Source organism: Bacillus sp. V2I10, assembly GCF_030817055.1.
Taxonomy (GTDB): domain Bacteria; phylum Bacillota; class Bacilli; order Bacillales; family Bacillaceae; genus Bacillus_P.
The window spans coordinates 41,964-61,341 of sequence record NZ_JAUSYV010000002.1; the positions used below are offsets into that span (position 1 = coordinate 41,964).

Consider the following 19,378-nt stretch of genomic DNA (forward strand, 5'->3'; position numbering starts at 1 on the left):
ATTCCCCCATCATTTGTAGGTTTACTTGTAAGCTAGTTTAAACATACTTTATAGCTCAGAGTCTATAATGCTCAAACATTCCAAGTGCCCAGAGGTCCTTTGCCCTATCAAAGGTGTTACCTTGATAGGAGTATAATTTCCTTACACTTAAGAAGGCATTACCCTTCCATCATTGCTACTACGACCTCATGCGCAAATCCTAAATCATCCTACCATTTTCTATTAGCCTCTTATATGATAGGTCTTTATTGGTTAGTACCTTCCCAATTTGAAGTAGGACCTTCCCGTTGTTATCTCTGAAAATCTTTCCACAGATGCCAGAACCCATACCCCGGCTGCTCTTACGGTGCTTTTGACCGTTTCTTCCCGTAAGACATCGGTCTTCCCCCGTTAGGCAAAGGTCGACGCTAAGCAAAACATCCCTCGAACAGTTTCTTTGAGGGGCGTAGATTTCGGGATTGCAGTATTCGTTAAATCCTTCTGGCCTCTGTGTTTGCTCGCCACACAGACTGTTCCGACCTTATCCTCTCTGTGTAAAATAGGCCGCCGTGACTTTTACTTCCAATCAGAACGTAGTTCGTTACCTCCCCACGCATTGGATATGCTAGTCATCCGAATCGGTCAATTGATGACAGGAGACTTTCACTCCATAAGATTTTCAGCCTTGACGGCTGCTCCACCTAACTGTCTACGCTTAAAAACTAAAGTCACCTTTAGCCCTCCAAGACTCGCTACGAGCGAATGGCTAGTTCTTACTCGACGGGAATCCCACCCGTTATATGATACGACCTAGGCTCGGCCGCACACGCGCCCGATTGTTGAAGATCGTTCTGGAACATCCACGTTGCAAGGTTATTCAAGAAAAGCCCCCGATTGTTGAATAAGACTAGTTGAGCTTTTTCTCTAAGATACGTTTATGATTATTTGCTAAATCAAGTAATTTAAAGTCTCCATTATTAATCAATTTGGTTACTTTCTTAGCTTCATCCCAAGCTAAATCATAAAGTTGTTTATCAATGGAGCCTTGTTGATATGCTTCTTGAAGTTCATCCGTATCCAAATGAAACACTTTTCCAGAGGGTAATACCACGATATCTATAAATAAGTCATCCATCCACGGAACATTCTTTTCTATACCATTTTCTTTACATATATCAATATACCACTGCACTACTTCCCCTTTATGATTAAACATCGTAGTTACAGAATGTTTCTCGTCAAGAGGGAAATGTTGCAGCCATTTGTACCCGTTATCAACTATACAAACATCTGATTCTCCATATTTTTTGATAATGGTTCAACTACTTGGACAATATCTATTAATGTTGCATAACCCTTAAAATCAGTTGACCTTATTAAGGTTTGGGCGTACTTTTTCTGTTTTACACGTTTCCAGTTTCTGTGATCACCATATTTCCTTTTAAGCATTTCATTTCCCCGTTCCTATCTCTCATAAAGAGAATCTTTATGTGCAGCATTAGCTTCCGATTGCTGCATATTATATTCTGCCTTTTTTACTGTATTTAGATAGATGCGTGACTTGATTGTAATGATTTACTCTCCATCTTTCCTGAATGAATTCAATATTGCTACATTTATTAGCTTTGTCTTACCCGATCCAATTTCACCATCTGAAATATGTGCTAAAATAGCATTTATTACTGCACCGTGGGCAACTAATACTATGTTGCTGTCGCTATAATTCTGGTTTATCTTTGTTAGTCCGTTTGTAATCCGTTCATTTAAGAATTCTCTGCTTTCTTGATTTGGATAATTCTTATCTGGGAAAGTTAATTGTCTTTCTTCTATCGTCATTCCTTCCGCGTCTCCATAATCCCGTCCTATAAATTCTTTCATCACCAGGACTTGGCTCTTTTCACCTTCGTTTATGATCTGAGCAGTTTCTAAAGCTCTTTTTAATGGACTGGATATGACTATTTCGTATTCAAAATCTCGCAGATATTTCCTACACTCTTGAGCTTGTAATTTCCCTTGTAAATTTAATGGAATATCAGTCCTCCCTTGTAATCCATCACGATTGTACATCAAACCCCATATTGCTACCACCTTGTATTTTTAGTTTAATGGCTAAGATTCCTTAATTTCCTAGCTCAATAAGAAAAAGCTGTCTCCACGACAGCCTAAATCTTCATAGTAGAAGATAAAGCTATTTCCTCGAACGAAATTGTGCCTGCATCGTTTCCTTTCTCATCAGTAAGAAAATTTCCGTATAGTCGGTAAACTTCTCTATACATACTCTTAAGGTTTTTAGCAATAATCACAATTTGGACCGTTTCACCGTTCCGTTCGAGGTTAACAATATATCTCTTTCTTGGTTGTATAGTGGTCAATTTTCATTGCTCCTCTAAACCAATTTTATTTCATATACCCTTGTTGTCTAAAAACGAAACCAAGTTGTTAGCCCTGCCCGATTGCTTAATACCAATTATTTCAAAATCAGGTGATTAACTCAATCTTTTATTCCAGTAAAAAGGACACTTAGCTTTTTACAGATAAGCGCCCGATTGTTTAAGATCGATAATATTATTAAAGGCAGTTGAAGTCGGCTCGCGTTTATTGAACTAACACCCGGTAGCTAAATGAAAAAATCTATCGATTATTCATAAAAACCACAGAAACTGCCCTTTCCCTTCAGACAAATTCTGTGGTTTATACAAAAAAGTCGAATTATACATCAATTTGAAAAATAAATGTTTTATGTACAGTTAAAGATTAAGATCCAACGCTCTGTTCTATTGCAGTTTCCCAACTTGGAAAATAATACAATGCATTTTTCATTAGCTCTGGATTTGACTTCTTTACTTGCTTCTTACGAAGTAACTGTCCTTCTTTTTGCATTAGTCCAGAAATTTGGTTCTTAACTTCTTCCACGCTCATACTCGTATCCACAAAATTCCTCCTTTCTATTTTCAACTATATAATTTCCAATTAATGAAAAATAATACAAAATTCCATCAATATTACTGCTGCTTTAGTTCAATAAAAAAGGCTGATATCCTTATTAGAGGATAGCGCCTTTTAGTTGATTAATTGATCAGACGGTTATTAAGTCAAACTTAATTCATAATGATAAAATTGTGAATCCCTTATGTATCCATTTTTTTCATATAGTCTTTGAGCAGAATAATTATCTGGTGCTGTACTCAGACTAATACTTTTAGCACCTGTTTCATTGGCGTAATCCTTTGCTTTATGTAAGAGTGTTTCTGCTATTCCTTGTTTTCTGGCTTCTGCATCTACATACAAGTCATTTAATATCCATGCTCTTTTCATAGATATTGATGAAAATGTAGGATATAGTTGAGTAAATCCTACATACTTTTGTTTGTCTTTAACAACAAATATCACAGAATCCTTACTTTCTAAACGTTTTTTTATGTAAGTCTTAGCACCTTCTAAATCTGATGTTTGTTGATAAAACACACGATACAAATTAAATAAATTTGATACTCCTTCTAAATCTTCAATCGCAGCTTGATATATTTCCATTTTAATTCCCTCCCTATTAGATCAAATTATACACTTTATTGAAGTGATAAAATATTGTGAACTTTAACTATTCTGCACCTTTAGTTCAATAAGCTTTACTCCATTAAATGGCCCGATTAATAAGGAAAGACGCCTTCCTTATTACCGAAAAGCGCCCGATTGTTGAACAATGCTTCAATTAATATCCCCTAAATAAACTGGAGACTTTTCATTATTAAAATACTTTATTATATATTTTCTTAGTTCTTTGGGATATACCCTATATTGAAGTAAATCATCCATAATATTAAACATGTCGTCGTCTATCCATCGAAAGAATCCATGCACGAAAAGGTATCCGAGCTTTTAAAAGAAATTGAGCTCCATCGTTTGGCAGATAATCAACTTGCAATAGGTATTTTTTCAATAAAAGATGTACATGGGGTCGATCCGGAATTTGAATTCAGACAAATCTTGCTTAATAAGGCCCTTTTGGAATTTACTAAAAAGAAGCAAGTAACGTTTATGATCAAAAAAAATACCTTAAATATGGAAGTAGTAACCTCAAAAAAAGATTTAAAATTGATTACCAACGATTTCAAAACCTGTACCCTTTCACCATTTTTAACTAACACTCTTCCATTTAAGATTGGGATCGGCTGGGGAGTGGGACACTCCATACACGAGGCCTATTCAAACGCGATGCAGGCTAATCAGGAGGCAAATCGAAATAAGGAAGATTCCACTACGTATTTAATGACAGAAAATGATCATTTAATCGGTCCGCTGGGCGATGAACAATGTATCGAAATTTCCAATGAAGCAAACCCGCAAATTGAAAATATAAGTCAGCAAATTCGCATTTCGACTCTGCAAATCCAAAAACTTTTAGCTGTGATGGAAAAATTAAACACCAATGAACTGATGTCTGATGACATTGCCCAACACCTCGGAATCACCATCAGAGCTGCTAACCGGATCTTAAATAATTTGGAGGAAAAGGGTGTGGCAGAGGTAATCGTAAGGAAACAGAAAAAGTTGAAAGGAAGACCAAAAAAGCTATATAAAATTGACTTTCAAAAACACTTGACGTCGACTAGATCTTAACTCATTTTTAATAAGAAAAACCGGGCATAGCCCGGTCCTTTTTTGTTTAGCGAATATCCGATCGTTTGTACTCTATGCTATGTACTCCTTTATAATATTCAGGATACATTTCGCCTCCACACTTCTCACATGAAATCATTGGCGGAGTTGTTGGATCTCCATCATCCATTAGATCAAAATCTCTCACTATATTTAGGGGTACCGCCCCATGCCCATCAAGGTAAGACAAAATCATATCCCTAAAACCAAAAAAACGCTAATCTTTCTGTAGTATCATACGAAAGGATGGCGTTTTTTATGAATTTTTCCATTACGGATGAACTACAGCTGTTTTCTCAAGAATTATAACAACACATGTCACCTAATCTTTAGATCACTCTCCAGAGAAATTAAATTGTTCAACGAAAAAGTAAGTAAAGAGCACTAGATCTGGTAGCCTTATGCGTTTGGCTAAGTCAAAAAGTAACTCTTACTTCGTTAGCGTAATTATGTAGCTGTTTAGGAAGTAGAACGAAAAACACGTATAAGCATTGGGGTAAGGGCGTTCTTAGCAAAGTTTTTTGCTGTTGCGAAAGCTCCCTTAATCTAAAAAAGTTTTTTACCCCTTGATCGATTGACTTGACTTGTAAATTAATGTAAATTGTACGTTAATACTATGTAAGATATTTCCTCTTCAATAAGCGTGTAAAGGTGAAAAAGGATGCAGGCGAATCACTCCCCTACATCCACCCTATTAAACTACTGATTTATCCTGCTTTTTTTCTACAGCTACCAATTCAGGCTTTTGCTCCTTGTTTTCCTCTTCTTCACTGGAAACAAGACCTTTCGTTGCACTTTTGAACTCTGTCAAAGTACGACCAAACGCGCGACCGATCTCAGGAAGCTTAGACGGCCCAAAAATGATTAACGCAATCACAAGAATAAGAATTAATCCTGGGATACCTATATTAGAAAACATGTCTATTCAACTCCCTCTTAAAATTTAAATCTATCATTTTGAATTCATACAAAAATTCATAAGTCACAAATAAAATGGATATTATGTTCCTACGTTATCAACCGATCATATTTGCACCGTAACCTGCTCTTATCATTTTCTATTATTTTTTTAGAATATCCAGCCTTGCCTCATCCCTTGGGACTTCACATAGGAAAAGTAAGGACTTCATTTTACGATCCTTTGATTTAATATCTTCTACACTATAAGCAGTCCAAGTCGCTTTAGTTTGTGTAAGTTCCATGATTGAGTAACCATGAGTAGAGCTGTTAAACAGCTTGAGCCAAGGGTTACTAGAAAGGATCAGCTCTTCAAATGATTTGGCAAGGACAGAAGCAGTGGCTCCTGCAGCCAATTGGGTTTTAAAAGGCTCATACGATAAAATCTGTTTAATGGATTCATTTGGGATAGGGCTGGACTGAGATATGGACTCAGTTTCAGGTGAAAGCACCTGTTCAAATGCCTCCTTGAAGTTTATTGAAGAAACTGAACCGACCATTAATTCGACCCCAACAGCCTCTGCATCCGAGTCGTTCTGGTAGTCAGATTTAATGTATCCTGCTTCAAAAGTGTGCAAGTCCCCGGTGATCGTAATCAAATTTTTGACTCCGGCCTTCTTGAGCTCAGTCGTAATATAATTTCTTTCCCATGGAAAACCGTCCCATGTATCCAGAGCCACATATCTTGACAAAAGTTTTAACGGTGTGAATTGGACTTCGTTGGCCCAAATCTTCCATGTGCAGTTTGAAGATTTGATTTTATCCAGGAACCAATCTCTTTGATCATTTAAACCCGCACCCATCATTGACCGGCCAGGCTCATTCATCGCAGGACATCCCTGGGCAAAAAACTTATCCGACGTGCTGTCGCCGCATGGTGGTCCGCTGCGATATAAGCGTTCATCTGTCATAATTAATTCCATTAAGTTACCAAATTGAATAGAACGATAGATCTTAAATTGATCAAACTCTTTTGTCGTATCCAATACAACACGGGCTGGCGTATATTCAAACCAAGCTTGATTGGCCATTTTTCGGCGCACCGGGTCAGAGTCGGAGGAGTCGTCCGGAGCCATTGCCGGGTAATAGGTATCATTGGAGAACTCATGGTCATCCCAGATCGAAATCATCGCGTGATTTTCGTGCGATTTTTGTAGATCTGCATCTGCTTTCATCGTTTTATAAATCGTACGATAATCAGCTAGAGTAAAAGCTTTCGATTTTCCGCTTGGAAATTTCATTTGACGGTCAGTCATGGAGCCTTCGACTGATGCGTATTCGTATGCATAGTCACCAAGATGAACCACGAAATCCAACTCTTCATCCGCTATGTAACTGTAAGCATGGTAGTAACCATTGGTGTAACTTTGACAGCTGACATACCCGAACTTTAATGATGACAGGCTGGAACCGTAAGGAACGGTTGTTTTAAATTTACCGGTACGGCTGACATGCCCGGACTTAGTAATAAAACGATAGTAGTAAGTGGTTGCGGACTGTAAATGACCATCGACATCCACTTTTACTACATTGTCAAAATCATTCCAAATGGGCGTGTAACACCGGAATTGAAGCTCTGTAAACTGTCGGTCCAGGGCTATCTCCACCATAATGAACTGGCCATTTTCAATAGCGGTACGTACAGATTCATTGGGTGCGGTCGATGATTGATCAAGCCATTGAACCAGTTGGGCATCAAACTGATTCCCATCCATTCCGCTTTGAACAGAAGGATCTACTCTTGTCCACAAAACGGCACCGGACGAGGTTGGGTCACCTGAAGCCACTGATTGCGGGAACCCTTGCCCGGCTGAATATTTTGCTTGGAAAACGGGGAGACCATATGATTTGATCGTATTAGAATCTGCAGCCAGAACGCGGGAAATCATTCCTCCGTCCAAAGACTGGGCAACAACAAAAGCAGTGCCTGCAAGCATCGATTTTAAAAATACCCTCCGGCTCTGATCTATTTTATTTTCATTTCTCATTAACTCCAACTCCTTTAAGAGATTCTTTTTGTAATAATAACTCTGTAATTGTTAAGTAACTTCTTGTTACCAAACATACCTACTTGTCTTTTTTGAACGCGTATCCTTTACCGTTATTTCAACCCGTTTCGGACCAAAACGACTAGGATTATAACCTTCACCTTGCTTATTAAGAAACTGCTTGTAAGAGTATCCTGATCTTCCTCGTGGAAGCATTGATAGTTCCATTTGATATGTCCCGTCGATCGTGGGCCTCTATTTTCAGGAACCTTTCATTATCGTCAGATTCATTCTGAACCAAGTTTGGATCTATTATTTTTATACCAAAACCGCTTTTATTGTAATTTGAGTGTTATCTACAAAAACTGTAAATAGAATTCCAGTTAAGAGAAAATAATGGGTGTAGTGATCTTAAATTTCGCAATTCTAACTCCTCCTTATTTGTTATACAGGAGCCATTATAATCACTGTTTTTTAATTTAATGTTAACTGTATGTAAATTGCATTCAAATTAAATACTACTATAAATCATATATACTTGAATGAAAGTCATATAAAGGAGTGAATGTTATGCATTTAGAACAATTAAAATATATTGTTAAAGTGGCTGAAACACGTTCTATTTCCATCGCCTCACAAAATCTTCATGTTTCACAGTCTACAATTAGTAAAGCTATTACCAATTTAGAAGAAGAACTACAAATAAAATTGTTTAAACGTTCAAGGTTAGGGGCCATACCGACAGTAGAAGGGAAAAACATCATTAAAAAAGCATATGAAATTGTAGTCAAACTTAATGAAATACAAGAAGAAGTGGAAGCGCAAACACCCTTAATAAATGGAGAATTAAATCTATCGGCCAGCCCCAGCTTATTCACGCCAATTTTACTCAAAACGTTATCAAACTTAAAAAAAGACTATCCCAACTTACGGATTGTAATCACGGAAAAAAAATCACCAAATATTATTGAGGATATTTTACAAGGAAAGATTGACATTGGATTAGCCATGATTGATGAAATCAATTGGAAAGCTCATGAAGAGTTAGTTTTCGAAACACTATTAGAAGGGAAAATAATGGTGTGTGTTAGCAAACATTCTCTATTGGCATTCAGTGACTATTTAACTCCTGAGGAGGTAATCATTACGAATCCTACCCTCAATGGGTACGCTCTAAGAAAAAATATTTTTCTTTAGCAGCCAAGGAGTTTGTAAAATGTCTCAAATTACGTATCTCCAATTTAGATTGAGGTATAACCACAGCCGTCAATCGACTGTAAATTAATACTACTTATTATCTCAATCCCTTTACAAGTAAAATGGGGATCCGACCAATCAATAATAAAAGAGAGCAAGTAATATTCCCCCTTTTTACGACTCCCAATCTTATTCTAATTCTTCTTAATCCAATAGTTCTGCATATCCAGGTTTCTTAGAAAGTTTTTCCAATAAAACTTTTTAAAAAAATTGTCAAGAACTAATAACTATAGCGAATAAATACTCCGTAAATATTTCTTCCTCAATAAGCGTGCAAAGGTGAAAAAAGGATGTAGGCGGATCACTCCCCTACATCCTCCCTATTAACTGCCGATTTATCCTGCTTTTTTTCTACAGTTCCAATTCAGGCTTTTGCTCCTTGTTTTCCTCTTTTTCATCACTGGAAACAAGACCTTTCGTTGCACTCTTGAACTCTGACAAAGTACGGCCATTCTAGAGAAAAAACTCAGCCTTAAGGCTGTCTAGCTGACAAAAAAAGAATACAATTAGAAACAAATCTACAAATCTATTTTTACGGCTCAGGTTTATAGTTTCTATAAAAAACTGGATATCCTATTTAAGACTGTCCAGCACATATGTTGGGATTCAAGTCGTATGAAACAGCCAATTCTATATTGAGTGGTGTTGAAGCCATGCATATGATGAAAGAAGTACAACTCCACCCACAGGTGAAGTCTGCCTAAAATGAAGTTGGATTCATACATAAGTTGTTTGGAATTGCATCATAATCTGTCATTTAACAGGCCATGTAGGTTCTATGTCTCTAACGAATGTTTTTTGCACCAGAACCCGTAGTTCTGTTACCATTTACTGTTGATTTTCCAAGTAAATAGACCGCCTTTGTTTGATAAGGCGGTCTTTACAGTATTCGTGATTAACAAGTAATAACGAGGGAGTCGTTACCGTGAGTGATACTACCGTTCGCCGATGATCAAACCAATAATACTACTATCGATGTCTTCAGGTAAGGCGGATGTTTCTTCACTATTGGAAGAAGAATTTATCGAAGCCTTCTGAATATTATTGTTAAGAATCGATATAGTACCGTTAAGTAAGATGTCTCGTGAAGAGCTACCCACCATCAATTTATAGTCTCCATCAGCAACCCTCCATCCGTTGCTGTTGACGTCCCAGTAGGAGAAGGCACGATCATCAAGCGGTAACGTAAACTCAGCTGATTCTCCCGGTGGTAGGGACAACTTTTGGAAGCCTTTAAGCTGCTTCGGTGGCTGCGGCACAGACGGATTCGGCGAAGGAAGTCCTAAATACAATTGCGGAACTGCCACACCGGTACGATTTCCCGTATTGGTCACCTTTACGATGACGTTCAACTTTGCTCCACTATCTTTGTTGGCTCGTTTGATCCGAAGATTACTGTAGCTGAATGTAGTATACGACATTCCTGAACCGAACTCAAAAGCCGGTTCTATGTTCTTACTATCAAACCAACGGTACCCCACGAATACGCCCTCTTTGTAGTAGACTTCTTCACCCACACCAGGGTATTTCTCAAGATCACCAGCAGTCGGCAAATCTGCTTCCTTCTGCGGGAAGGTTACTGGCAAACGTCCACCCGGATCTACATCTCCAAACAGAACTCGTGCGATAGCTGTTCCGCCTTCTTGACCAGGATACCATGCTTCAAAAAGTCCCTTAATTTTATCTCTCCATGGAGTAAGTACAGGACCTCCTGTCTCTAATACAACAATCGTATTTGGGTTAGCTTCTGCTACTTTAGAAATCATTTCATCTTGGCTAGTTAAAGATAATTTGTCGCCTGGACAATCCAGTGACAAACAAGCACGGTCATTGCCTTGGGTCATATTATCTGTTGCGAAGACAATGGCTACATCTGCATCCTTTGCCACGTTTGAAGCACGGGAGATATCGCTGCCGTTATCGTAATGGACCTGTATGTTTGAACCCGCCCGTTCAGTAATCGCTTGGAGTGGCGTTGTATAACTGAAAGGTGTGACATTGGATGAACCGCCACCACTCCTATACTTATCAGCAACAGCACCAACAATCGCGATCGACTTGACCTTTTTATCATCAAGAGGAAGTATATTTTCGTTTTTCAACAATGTGATTGCAGACTCTTCGATCTGCTGAGCAGTAAGTGCATGTGCCTTTTTATCTATCTGGCTATCGTCATCTTTGTATGGTGGTCGATCAAACATTCCATAAGCAAACATGGTACGCAAGATTCTAAAAATGTGTTCGTCTATCTGGGCCATAGTGACTTGGCCACTTTCGACTGCAGCAGTAACAGCTTCCTCACCGTATACGACTCCTGGCCATGGTTCAAAGTCTAAACCATTTTTAAGTGAGGCAATAGGATTTTTCGCTGCAAGATAGTCTGAAAGAACAAATCCCTTAAAGCCCCATTCCTTTTTAAGGATATCATTAAGTAGTCTGTTATTTTCACAGCTGTATTGCCCACCCACTCTATTATAGGCGCACATTACTGTACCAACGTTGGCTTCCTTGACTGCAGCCTCGAAATGAGGCAAGTATATTTCACGCTGAGTTCGCTCATCAGCATTTACGTTAACAGTCATTCGTGATCCAACAACTCCCCCGCGATGAGCCTCCGGTCGACCAATACCCTCTTGGTTATTCATTGCGTAGTGCTTTACGTTCGCAATGACACCTTCGGACTGAGCCCCGTTTATCCAATTCACACCCATACGGGTTACAAGATAGGGATCTTCTCCAAAAGCTTCAAATGTGCGACCTCCAAGTGGTGTACGCATAATGTTTACTGTTGGTGCAAAAACGACATCGTTCCCTTTATTCTTCACCTCGTTTGCAACAACAGTACCATGTGAGAATGATAATTGGCGATCGAATGTTGCAGCTAATCCCATTGGAGCTGGAAGGGCTGTTGCTTTCCCTTGGCGTGGTCCGACTGGACCGTCGGCGTAATACATGGTAGGCAATCCTACCCTAGATATACCATTGCTTGTGCCGGTATGTTTACCCTCAGCTCCTCCAACACCAAAGATTTCATCACCTGCAAGTAATGAAATCTTCTCCTCCTTTGTTAGTTCTTTGAGCAATAATTCTGCACGTTCGTCGGGTGAGAGCGAAGTGTTACACCAGGGGCGTTGTGCCGGATCACCACATCGCCCAACTGCTTCTGTATTCGCTTCAACTTTTGAAGGAAGAACCCCCTGGGAAGCGAATGGTAAAGATACTGTAATGATCGTTGTTGTGACAAGAATTACCTTACAAAGCTTTAATAATCTCATTATTATTCTCCTCATATAGTTTTTTCAGAACCTTCAAAAAAATTACTTATTCAAAGAAGCATATAATTAGCATTCTGTGACATTTTCAGACTGTTAACCTAACGTAACGAGTGTGCTTTCATTAGTACTAGTATTTATTAACGCTCTTCCTTGTTGCAGAAGCTGCAACTTTTACAGCTTTATAGGCGTTAACATAACCAGCCCCTACTTCATGGTATTCATAACCGGTCATTGCATCTGCAGTAGATTGTAATAACCGAAGCACATGGTCAGGCTGAAGTGTATCATTTGCTTGAAGCATAAGTGCTACGACTCCAGAAATGTGAGGTGTTGCCATGCTCGTACCGCTTGCAGTGGTGTAGAACGGCAGATGCTCAGGGGCAATGTAAGTCGCATCCGTCGTAGTGCCAAGTGTATTCATGACAACTCCAGTACTCGATTTTGCCGCTACAATATCGACCCCAGGTGCGGTAATGTCAGGATGCAACAGAGTATGCCCCTTTACGCCGCGTGAAGAGAAGTCCGCTAACTTTTTATCCTTCGTACCCGCTGCCACGGATATTACCCATGGCGCTGCAGAATAAGGATTAAGCGTGTTGTCGTCAGGGCCTTCGTTCCCTGCTGCAAATGTGACAACCATACCGGCGTCATGCGCTTTTTTACTTGCTACGTTGATCGGATCTTTCGCAGAGTATTCTCCGCTCGTTCCCCAGCTATTGCTAATCACATCAATTCCATATTTCGTCTGGTTCTCAAGAACATAATCAAAGGCCTCGAGCGCCCAGACAACAAAAATCGCTTCCCCTGTTCCTAATCCAACGAGTTTTGCATCAGGAGCTATGCCTTTGTATAGGCCATCGCTTACGGTACCGTTACCAGCTATTGTTCCTGCTACGTGGGTACCATGTCCGGAAGACGTGTCAGTATTTGCAACATTTTCAAGGTACAATGTTTCAGACGGTTCAAAAATGCTTGAACCTGTCAAAAACTTAACGTTTTGCACAACTTTATCGCCAAATGGAAGATCAGGATGCGTAGCATCAATGCCAGAGTCAATCACCGCTACTGTTACGCCTTTTCCTGTCACCCCAAAATCATTCCATACTTTTTCTGCACCAATAAGTGCCCTGCTGTCCCGCAGTTTGTATTCCAGCTTTTTATTATAATAAATAGACTCTGCACCAAGATTAGCTGTCAGTAATGAAAGCAGTTGTAATTTGGAACCTTTTACTGCGATCATCGGAAGGTTATTAAACGTTTTTGTTTGTACTCCAAAGCTTTTTACAAGATTCAATTCAGTAAAGTCTGGCATTTGTGGATACGTAATAATGGCTTCAACCAGCGTTGAGTCAGTAATGGAACTAAGCACTCTTTTTAATTCCGAGTCAACTTCTAATGTTGCAGCGTTTGCCTTATTCGATTCTGCAAAACCAGACAGCAAGGAAGTGACAAGTATTAAAACTATGAAACTTGAAAAAAATCTATTCATTTTACCTCTCCTCTGAATTTTCTGACTACCTATTATAGTTATAGTAAATATCTTATTTCACCTATTAATCAGAAGAACAATTTGATAAACGATACTTCAGACAAGAAAAAGGCAATACTCATGGGTAAGCCGAGAGCATGACATCTAAAAGAAAAAAGATAAACAAGGATATAAAGAAAATTGGACATGTCGCTATTTTATTGGCAACAACCAGTTTCTTCATAGTACAAACAATGCAAAAAAGTGAGTTAGTACACTTTGATTTTAAATTGGAAATAAGCCCTTCTTCTTGCTAAAAAATCATAGATTAATAGTGTATAACACAACAGTAAAGAAAACGGCATAACTGTTACGTCAATTTACATGTTTATCTTCGCTCATAAACTAAAAAATATAAGAAACTGACCGTTGAGGTAACTTCTTGTTACCAAATATACCTTCTTGTCTTTTTTGAACGCGTATCCATTACGGTTATTTCAACCCGTTTCGGACCAAAATGAGTAGGTTTATAACCTTCACCTTGTTCATTGCGAAATTGCTCGTAAGGGTAACCTGATCTTCCTCGTGGAAGCATTGGTATTTTTATTTGGTATGTCTCGTCAATCGTGACGGTTACCTGCTCCCAGACAAATGCATCCCCATTATTAATCACCAGATGTTTGGGTGTTGGCGCTACATCAGCGATCAACTCTGCATCATCAGCCTGGCATCCCGTAATCAAGCAACAGCAAACAAGAAATAACCACCACATTTTACCCATCGGACTACCTCACTTCTCTTTCGTCTCAGCGATGAGTGCTGCATCAAAAATCATTTCTTTGGCATGGGGATGACTTTTGTGCACTTCAATCGTCAACGTATTTGTTCCAGACACTAATTTGTTTAAATGTTTGGTGATGATATACTCCCTCTGAAATGTAGGCTCATTCGTTACCGCAAGTGATTCTGGCACTGTTAATCCTGGTTTAATTCCGTCTCTTTCTACTTCTTCGCCATTTAGATAAGCGACAAAACCATCCGCAAAGGTGACATGAAGCCGGAGACCCTGCAATTTCTTTGGTTCTGATACTATAAAGGATTGGCGAAAATAAGCAGAAGACGTCCTTTCGGCAGGGATGGGAGTTTGCACCCATTTCTGTACGGTTGAAGCTTCTTTGCTCCCGATTGGAGCGCGTCCCTTATTCCAATCGTCCGCCATGAAATTCCGATGACGCCAATCTGACATAGGCAGGTGTACCCGCTCGGTAATGGGATGTTCACCTGTTAAATCAATATTAGCAGGAACAGAAATCGGAATCGATTCATCCCCCATCCGATATTGCCAGACGCTCCCATATGTGACGAGCGGCTGATCCTTTTTCTTTTGATTTTGTTCCGATAAAGGATGAAAAACTACCTTTTGCATAATAGCTCCTGACGGCGATTCTGCTTGAATGGATAAATGATCTTCACTTCCCATTATTTCAAATGAACGGATATTGGTGCCTTGCCATTTTCCCCAACCATCTTTTCGATCATCCCAATCTGTCGAAACCGCCTTTACTCTGGTTGATTGGACATAAAGTTGATCCTTCATAAAAACGGCATCCACCTGCATTTTTTCCAAACGTTCCCACATTGACGCATTAAGTTTGCCATCAACAAAAAGAAGCTGAAACTTCTTTTTATCCTGCTTCTCGCTCTCTCGCTCCAGCCACTCCCACTGCTTTTGATCAGTCAATCTCGACCCATTTAATACAAATAAGCGTAAATCACCAAATTCTGTATTATAGGCCGTTTTATTAAATCCAGGCACTGAATCAGGCAAGAGCGGATATCGTTTGACAAAAGCTTGTTCACTGATTTTTTGATCATAAATGGGATATACCATTGTTTGTGAGATGGAAGAGGGCATCTGATCCAACATTCCGATCCGGCCGATCCAAATCGCTTGCTTGCGCTCGCTTATCCATTCATCACTAACGGAATCAATCGATTGATTCACTAAGGTTACACGATAATTCGCTGGCGGTGCTTGGTACTCTCCTGCACCTATATTGGTAAAATTAGACCCCCACAGGGAAAGGCACATCAGTCCCATCAACAACAGAGTACTGCTCAATAATCGATATTGGCTTTGGTTTATAAAAATCCGTTTCATCATATTTCCCTCATTTTATGGTATATTCGGCAACCAACCCCATAGCATGTGATAAAAAGGCGGCCATAACAATAGAAGAAATCCCATAAAGAGATAAATGGAACTGCGTAATAAAACAGCAACAGAAAAAGTCCGTTTCTTTAACAGGAGCGTTAATATTCCTTGTGCAACAACCCAAACGATGAGAGTGATCACTTCTTTACCAGCATAAGGACCAATCGCCCAACCATATGGCACCCATTTTCCCATTTGAGCAAAAACACGGTTCGCCTCAAGCGGTTGAATGACACTCCACCATTGCAGACCGATTAAACTATAAAGAGCACACCAACTGGAAAAAACGATGGCGCATGTGCTACCTCTCAATCCTTGCTTTACCTGACTCACCCGGCTTCCCACCTTATACTGATTTTAACAATGCTAATCCAAATCCTGTCACAAAACTAAGCAGCAAACATAACCAGGAGGCATAGATAAAAAAGGCAATCAAAGCCGCCAATTGTTTCTCTTCCATCTGCTGATAAGAACGAAGCAGAATGCTGCCAATCACACCAAAAGGCAATGAACCGAGAGCGACAAATTCTTTGAACTCCATGACAATAAAGTGCATAGCTGGCTCATGAAACTGCAGCCATTGCTGCACGCTATCTGGTGCACGGTAACCAATATACAGCCAATTTCCAAAAATAATCGCAAGCAAGATAAGGCCGTTTGTCACCCAGAGCCATTTCGCTAATGGCAAGAGAATCTCATTGTTCCCTTTTACCAGCATGGTAGCCAAATGTACGGTTACAAAAGAGGCGATCATCGTCATAACGGAAGCCAGTCCATGCAAAGTGGCAGCCCATCGATAGGGAGAATCGCTGAACAGATGAACGAGAGGGATCATAAGAAAAAGAAGTGCGGTTACACTCCCCTGTGTAACCGCCAAATCACGCACGTGGATCATCAGTTTCACTTGTTCCCCACCTTTTTCTTACTACGGTTCACCGTAAACGAATCAATCACGTTATTTTCTTTATCATACACTTGGAAGTTCGCTTGTCCGCCGACAACATCTACCACCATATAATGTTCTTTTGCCGCTGGGCCCACTTCGACATTACGAGAATCCTTGTTGGTGTTGTTGAGTGGTGCACCTGCTCCACCCAGCGTCACTTGTTGGATACTGTTGTTAAACGTATATCCGTTACCATTAAAGGAACTATCAATCTTACGGCGGTTGTAGTTATGTTCATGTCCAACCATGACCGCTGTCACATTGTATTTATCCAATACATCCCAAACTGCATCGCGTTCTATTGGATTTGCATCCAGCGACTTGCCGTGGTGAGAACCAATCGGATAAGCTGGAACATGAAACATCACGAAATGATGTGTTTTATCGCTGGTAGCCAGTAGATTTTCTAGCCAATTGCGTTGCTCATCGGTAATTACATAATCTGGATAATGTTGAATATTGACGGCGGTTTTTTTACGATCTGAGTTCATGACGATAAAACGAGCATTCCCATAATCAAAATAATAAGCACTGCGTTGATAACCTGGCAGTTGTTCATTTGGCAGATAATTAAAGACTTTGCTGAAGACCGTTTCGTCATGCTCATGATTCCCTAACGCCGGATAAATCATATTATCTGGATAATAATCATTAACAATGTCTTTCCATTCGATTAACTGAAGCTCGACATCAACACCTCCAAATACTTGATCCCCAGTAAACATGACAAAGTTGGGTTGTACAGATAGCCCCTTAACTTTGTCCATCAAAGAACGGAGTGTGATTTCATTCGTGCCATGTAATTCGCCCCGACTATCCCCCAACACAACAAAACGGAATGAGTTAGTTGCAGCATCCACTTTCTTTTCATAAAATGCCGGAAATTTTGTTGTCGTTAACGAGTTTACAAGTGTTAATGCTAGGCCAGCTCCGGCTATTTTCGTTGTCTGCTTTAAAAAACCGCGTCGACTTAACGGTTTGTTGTCCATCTAGATTCCCTCCTTTATTCTCCCAAAAAACTTTCGCCTCTATTTTCAAGAACCTTTACTATCGTTAGATTCATTCTCAACCAAGTTTCATCTATTATTTTTATATCAAATCCTCTTTTGTTTTAGTTTGAGTGTTATCTACAAAACCTATAAATAGAATGCCAGTTAAGAGAAAATAATGGGTGTAGTGATCTTAAATTTCATCAATTCTAACTCCTCCTTATTTGTTATACAGGAGCCATTATAATCACTGTTTTTTAATTTAATGTTAACTGTATGTAAATTGCATTCAAATTAAATACTACTATAAATCATATATACTTGAATGAAAGTCATATAAAGGAGTGAATGTTATGCATTTAGAACAATTAAAATATATTGTTAAAGTGGCTGAAACACGTTCTATTTCCATCGCCTCACAAAATCTTCATGTTTCACAGTCTACAATTAGTAAAGCTATTACCAATTTAGAAGAAGAACTACAAATAAAATTGTTTAAACGTTCAAGGTTAGGGGCCATACCGACAGTAGAAGGGAAAAACATCATTAAAAAAGCATATGAAATTGTAGTCAAACTTAATGAAATACAAGAAGAAGTGGAAGCGCAAACAACCTTAATAAATGGCGAATTAAATCTATCGGCCAGCCCCAGCTTATTCACGCCAATTTTACTCAAAACGTTATCAAACTTAAAAAAAGACTATCCCAACTTACGGATTGTAATCACGGAAAAAAAATCACCAAATATTATTGAGGATATTTTACAAGGAAAGATTGACATTGGATTAGCCATGATTGATGAAATCAATTGGAAAGCTCATGAAGAGTTAGTTTTCGAAACACTATTAGAAGGGAAAATAATGGTGTGTGTTAGCAAACATTCTCCATTGGCATTCAGTGACTATTTAACTCCTGAGGAGGTAATCAACCAAACAGTAGTGATGTATGATGGAGGCAGATGGAAAGATTACATTTCTATATTTTTAAATAGATATGGCCCCGTAAATTTTTTATTTTCTTCAAACAATACTGAAGTTATTAAAAAAGCCGTTGCAGAAGGATTGGCGATTAGCTTTTTGATGGATATAGCACTAAAAGATGATCATTATGTAAAAAGTGGAGAAATTATCCCAATACCTTTAATTAATTACGACTCCTACCCTCGATCCTTCGGATGGGTACGCTCAAGGAAAAAACATTTTTCTTTAGCAGCCAAAGAGTTTATAAAATGTCTCAAATTACATATCTCCAAATTAAATTGAGGTATAACCACAGCCGTCAATCGACTGTAAATTCATACTACTTATTATCTCAATCTCTTTAAGACAAGTGGAATGGGAATCAGAGCAATTAATAATTAAAAGGGAGCGAGTAATATTCGCCCCCCTTTTTTACGACTCCCAATCTGATACTAATACTTCTTGATCCAATAGTTTTGCATATTCTGATTTTTTATTTATATAAGTGAAAAAACATACTTGTACTATCAGATAAGTGTTTGTACCTCGTAATAAAACCAAACCCCTAAAAGTAAATCGTATTGAGTCGTGAGAGTTTCTAAAGAAATCCATAAAAAAAGAGATTGACTGTAAAAAGTCAATCTCTACGGTTGGAGACGTATGTCAGGAGTGGCAAACCACATACGCCT

General features: G+C 39.0%; 17 protein-coding genes and 1 pseudogene. 4 read left to right on the forward strand and 14 right to left on the reverse strand.

Annotation, left to right across the window (positions count from 1 at the left end; translation table 11 throughout):
- Positions 1-886: 886 nt before the first annotated feature.
- From QFZ72_RS27515 to QFZ72_RS27535, 5 genes are all read right to left on the reverse strand, one after another.
- The gene (locus QFZ72_RS27515; protein WP_307440149.1) at positions 887-1,195 is read right to left on the reverse strand and encodes a ribonuclease FAU-1 family protein; all 309 of its coding nucleotides are present in this window, start codon (positions 1,193-1,195) and stop codon (positions 887-889) included.
- 359 nt (positions 1,196-1,554) lie between these two features.
- Positions 1,555-2,046, reverse strand: a complete 492-nt coding sequence (locus QFZ72_RS27520) for a histidine phosphatase family protein (protein ID WP_307440151.1) — start codon at positions 2,044-2,046, stop codon at positions 1,555-1,557.
- A 95-nt stretch (positions 2,047-2,141) separates the two neighbouring features.
- Positions 2,142-2,351, reverse strand: coding sequence for a hypothetical protein (locus QFZ72_RS27525; RefSeq protein WP_307440152.1), 210 nt, complete (start codon positions 2,349-2,351; stop codon positions 2,142-2,144).
- A 382-nt stretch (positions 2,352-2,733) separates the two neighbouring features.
- Positions 2,734-2,910, reverse strand: coding sequence for a hypothetical protein (locus QFZ72_RS27530; RefSeq protein ID WP_307440154.1), 177 nt, complete (start codon positions 2,908-2,910; stop codon positions 2,734-2,736).
- A 156-nt stretch (positions 2,911-3,066) separates the two neighbouring features.
- A complete protein-coding gene (locus QFZ72_RS27535; protein ID WP_307440155.1) occupies positions 3,067-3,510 on the reverse strand; it encodes a GNAT family N-acetyltransferase in 444 nt (147 codons plus the stop codon).
- Positions 3,511-3,879: 369 nt separating this feature from the next.
- Here QFZ72_RS27535 and QFZ72_RS27540 point away from each other — a divergent pair, with 369 nt between their 5' ends.
- Positions 3,880-4,596 carry a hypothetical protein gene (locus tag QFZ72_RS27540; protein WP_307440157.1) on the forward strand — a complete coding sequence of 239 codons (717 nt, stop codon included), beginning with the start codon at positions 3,880-3,882 and terminating at the stop codon, positions 4,594-4,596.
- A gap of 733 nt (positions 4,597-5,329) precedes the next feature.
- Here the strand turns inward: QFZ72_RS27540 and QFZ72_RS27545 are convergent.
- Positions 5,330-5,554, reverse strand: coding sequence for a twin-arginine translocase TatA/TatE family subunit (locus QFZ72_RS27545; protein WP_307440159.1), 225 nt, complete (start codon positions 5,552-5,554; stop codon positions 5,330-5,332).
- Between the two features lie 142 nt (positions 5,555-5,696).
- Positions 5,697-7,580, reverse strand: coding sequence for an alkaline phosphatase D family protein (locus QFZ72_RS27550; protein WP_307440648.1), 1,884 nt, complete (start codon positions 7,578-7,580; stop codon positions 5,697-5,699).
- A 570-nt stretch (positions 7,581-8,150) separates the two neighbouring features.
- On the opposite strand from QFZ72_RS27550, the gene QFZ72_RS27555 reads away from it, so the two are divergent.
- Positions 8,151-8,777, forward strand: coding sequence for a LysR family transcriptional regulator (locus QFZ72_RS27555; protein WP_307440161.1), 627 nt, complete (start codon positions 8,151-8,153; stop codon positions 8,775-8,777).
- Between the two features lie 656 nt (positions 8,778-9,433).
- Positions 9,434-9,541 (forward strand): annotated as a pseudogene (locus QFZ72_RS27560) (IS6 family transposase); the annotation flags it as partial.
- A 231-nt stretch (positions 9,542-9,772) separates the two neighbouring features.
- On the opposite strand, the gene QFZ72_RS27565 reads toward QFZ72_RS27560, so the two are convergent.
- The 7 genes from QFZ72_RS27565 to QFZ72_RS27595 all read right to left on the reverse strand — a co-directional run bounded on the left by QFZ72_RS27565 (position 9,773) and on the right by QFZ72_RS27595 (position 17,730).
- On the reverse strand, positions 9,773-12,112 hold the full coding sequence (locus tag QFZ72_RS27565; protein ID WP_307440163.1) for a beta-glucosidase family protein: 2,340 nt from the start codon (positions 12,110-12,112) through the stop codon (positions 9,773-9,775).
- A 127-nt stretch (positions 12,113-12,239) separates the two neighbouring features.
- The gene (locus tag QFZ72_RS27570) at positions 12,240-13,601 is read right to left on the reverse strand and encodes a S8 family serine peptidase (protein WP_307440166.1); all 1,362 of its coding nucleotides are present in this window, start codon (positions 13,599-13,601) and stop codon (positions 12,240-12,242) included.
- 424 nt (positions 13,602-14,025) lie between these two features.
- Positions 14,026-14,361: a hypothetical protein gene (locus tag QFZ72_RS27575; protein WP_307440169.1), complete on the reverse strand. Its 336-nt coding sequence runs from the start codon at positions 14,359-14,361 to the stop codon at positions 14,026-14,028.
- Positions 14,362-14,370: 9 nt separating this feature from the next.
- Complete coding sequence (locus tag QFZ72_RS27580; RefSeq protein ID WP_307440171.1) at positions 14,371-15,741, reverse strand: hypothetical protein; 1,371 nt, start codon at positions 15,739-15,741, stop codon at positions 14,371-14,373.
- A 15-nt stretch (positions 15,742-15,756) separates the two neighbouring features.
- Entirely contained in the window at positions 15,757-16,128 is a 372-nt protein-coding gene (locus QFZ72_RS27585; protein ID WP_307440173.1) for a hypothetical protein, read from the reverse strand.
- A 13-nt stretch (positions 16,129-16,141) separates the two neighbouring features.
- The gene (locus QFZ72_RS27590; protein ID WP_307440175.1) at positions 16,142-16,699 is read right to left on the reverse strand and encodes a hypothetical protein; all 558 of its coding nucleotides are present in this window, start codon (positions 16,697-16,699) and stop codon (positions 16,142-16,144) included.
- The gene (locus QFZ72_RS27595) at positions 16,696-17,730 is read right to left on the reverse strand and encodes a metallophosphoesterase family protein (protein ID WP_307440177.1); all 1,035 of its coding nucleotides are present in this window, start codon (positions 17,728-17,730) and stop codon (positions 16,696-16,698) included. The genes QFZ72_RS27590 and QFZ72_RS27595 overlap by 4 nt, the downstream gene beginning before the upstream one ends.
- Positions 17,731-18,083: 353 nt before the next feature.
- Here QFZ72_RS27595 and QFZ72_RS27600 point away from each other — a divergent pair, with 353 nt between their 5' ends.
- Positions 18,084-18,992, forward strand: coding sequence for a LysR family transcriptional regulator (locus tag QFZ72_RS27600; RefSeq protein ID WP_307440179.1), 909 nt, complete (start codon positions 18,084-18,086; stop codon positions 18,990-18,992).
- Positions 18,993-19,378: the final 386 nt, after the last annotated feature.

What these genes read in the sequence shown, in the direction of transcription:
- QFZ72_RS27545 (WP_307440159.1), bottom strand. Translation starts at nt 5,554, where the DNA reads ATGTTTTCTAATATAGGTATCCCAGGATTAATTCTTATTCTTGTGATT.
- QFZ72_RS27580 (WP_307440171.1), bottom strand. Translation starts at nt 15,741, where the DNA reads ATGAAACGGATTTTTATAAACCAAAGCCAATATCGATTATTGAGCAGT.
- QFZ72_RS27515 (WP_307440149.1), bottom strand. Translation starts at nt 1,195, where the DNA reads ATGTTTAATCATAAAGGGGAAGTAGTGCAGTGGTATATTGATATATGT.
- QFZ72_RS27550 (WP_307440648.1), bottom strand. Translation starts at nt 7,580, where the DNA reads ATGAGAAATGAAAATAAAATAGATCAGAGCCGGAGGGTATTTTTAAAA.
- QFZ72_RS27565 (WP_307440163.1), bottom strand. Translation starts at nt 12,112, where the DNA reads ATGAGATTATTAAAGCTTTGTAAGGTAATTCTTGTCACAACAACGATC.
- QFZ72_RS27570 (WP_307440166.1), bottom strand. Translation starts at nt 13,601, where the DNA reads ATGAATAGATTTTTTTCAAGTTTCATAGTTTTAATACTTGTCACTTCC.
- QFZ72_RS27555 (WP_307440161.1), top strand. Translation starts at nt 8,151, where the DNA reads ATGCATTTAGAACAATTAAAATATATTGTTAAAGTGGCTGAAACACGT.
- QFZ72_RS27600 (WP_307440179.1), top strand. Translation starts at nt 18,084, where the DNA reads ATGCATTTAGAACAATTAAAATATATTGTTAAAGTGGCTGAAACACGT.
- QFZ72_RS27575 (WP_307440169.1), bottom strand. Translation starts at nt 14,361, where the DNA reads ATGGGTAAAATGTGGTGGTTATTTCTTGTTTGCTGTTGCTTGATTACG.
- QFZ72_RS27595 (WP_307440177.1), bottom strand. Translation starts at nt 17,730, where the DNA reads ATGGACAACAAACCGTTAAGTCGACGCGGTTTTTTAAAGCAGACAACG.
- QFZ72_RS27520 (WP_307440151.1), bottom strand. Translation starts at nt 2,046, where the DNA reads ATGTACAATCGTGATGGATTACAAGGGAGGACTGATATTCCATTAAAT.
- QFZ72_RS27535 (WP_307440155.1), bottom strand. Translation starts at nt 3,510, where the DNA reads ATGGAAATATATCAAGCTGCGATTGAAGATTTAGAAGGAGTATCAAAT.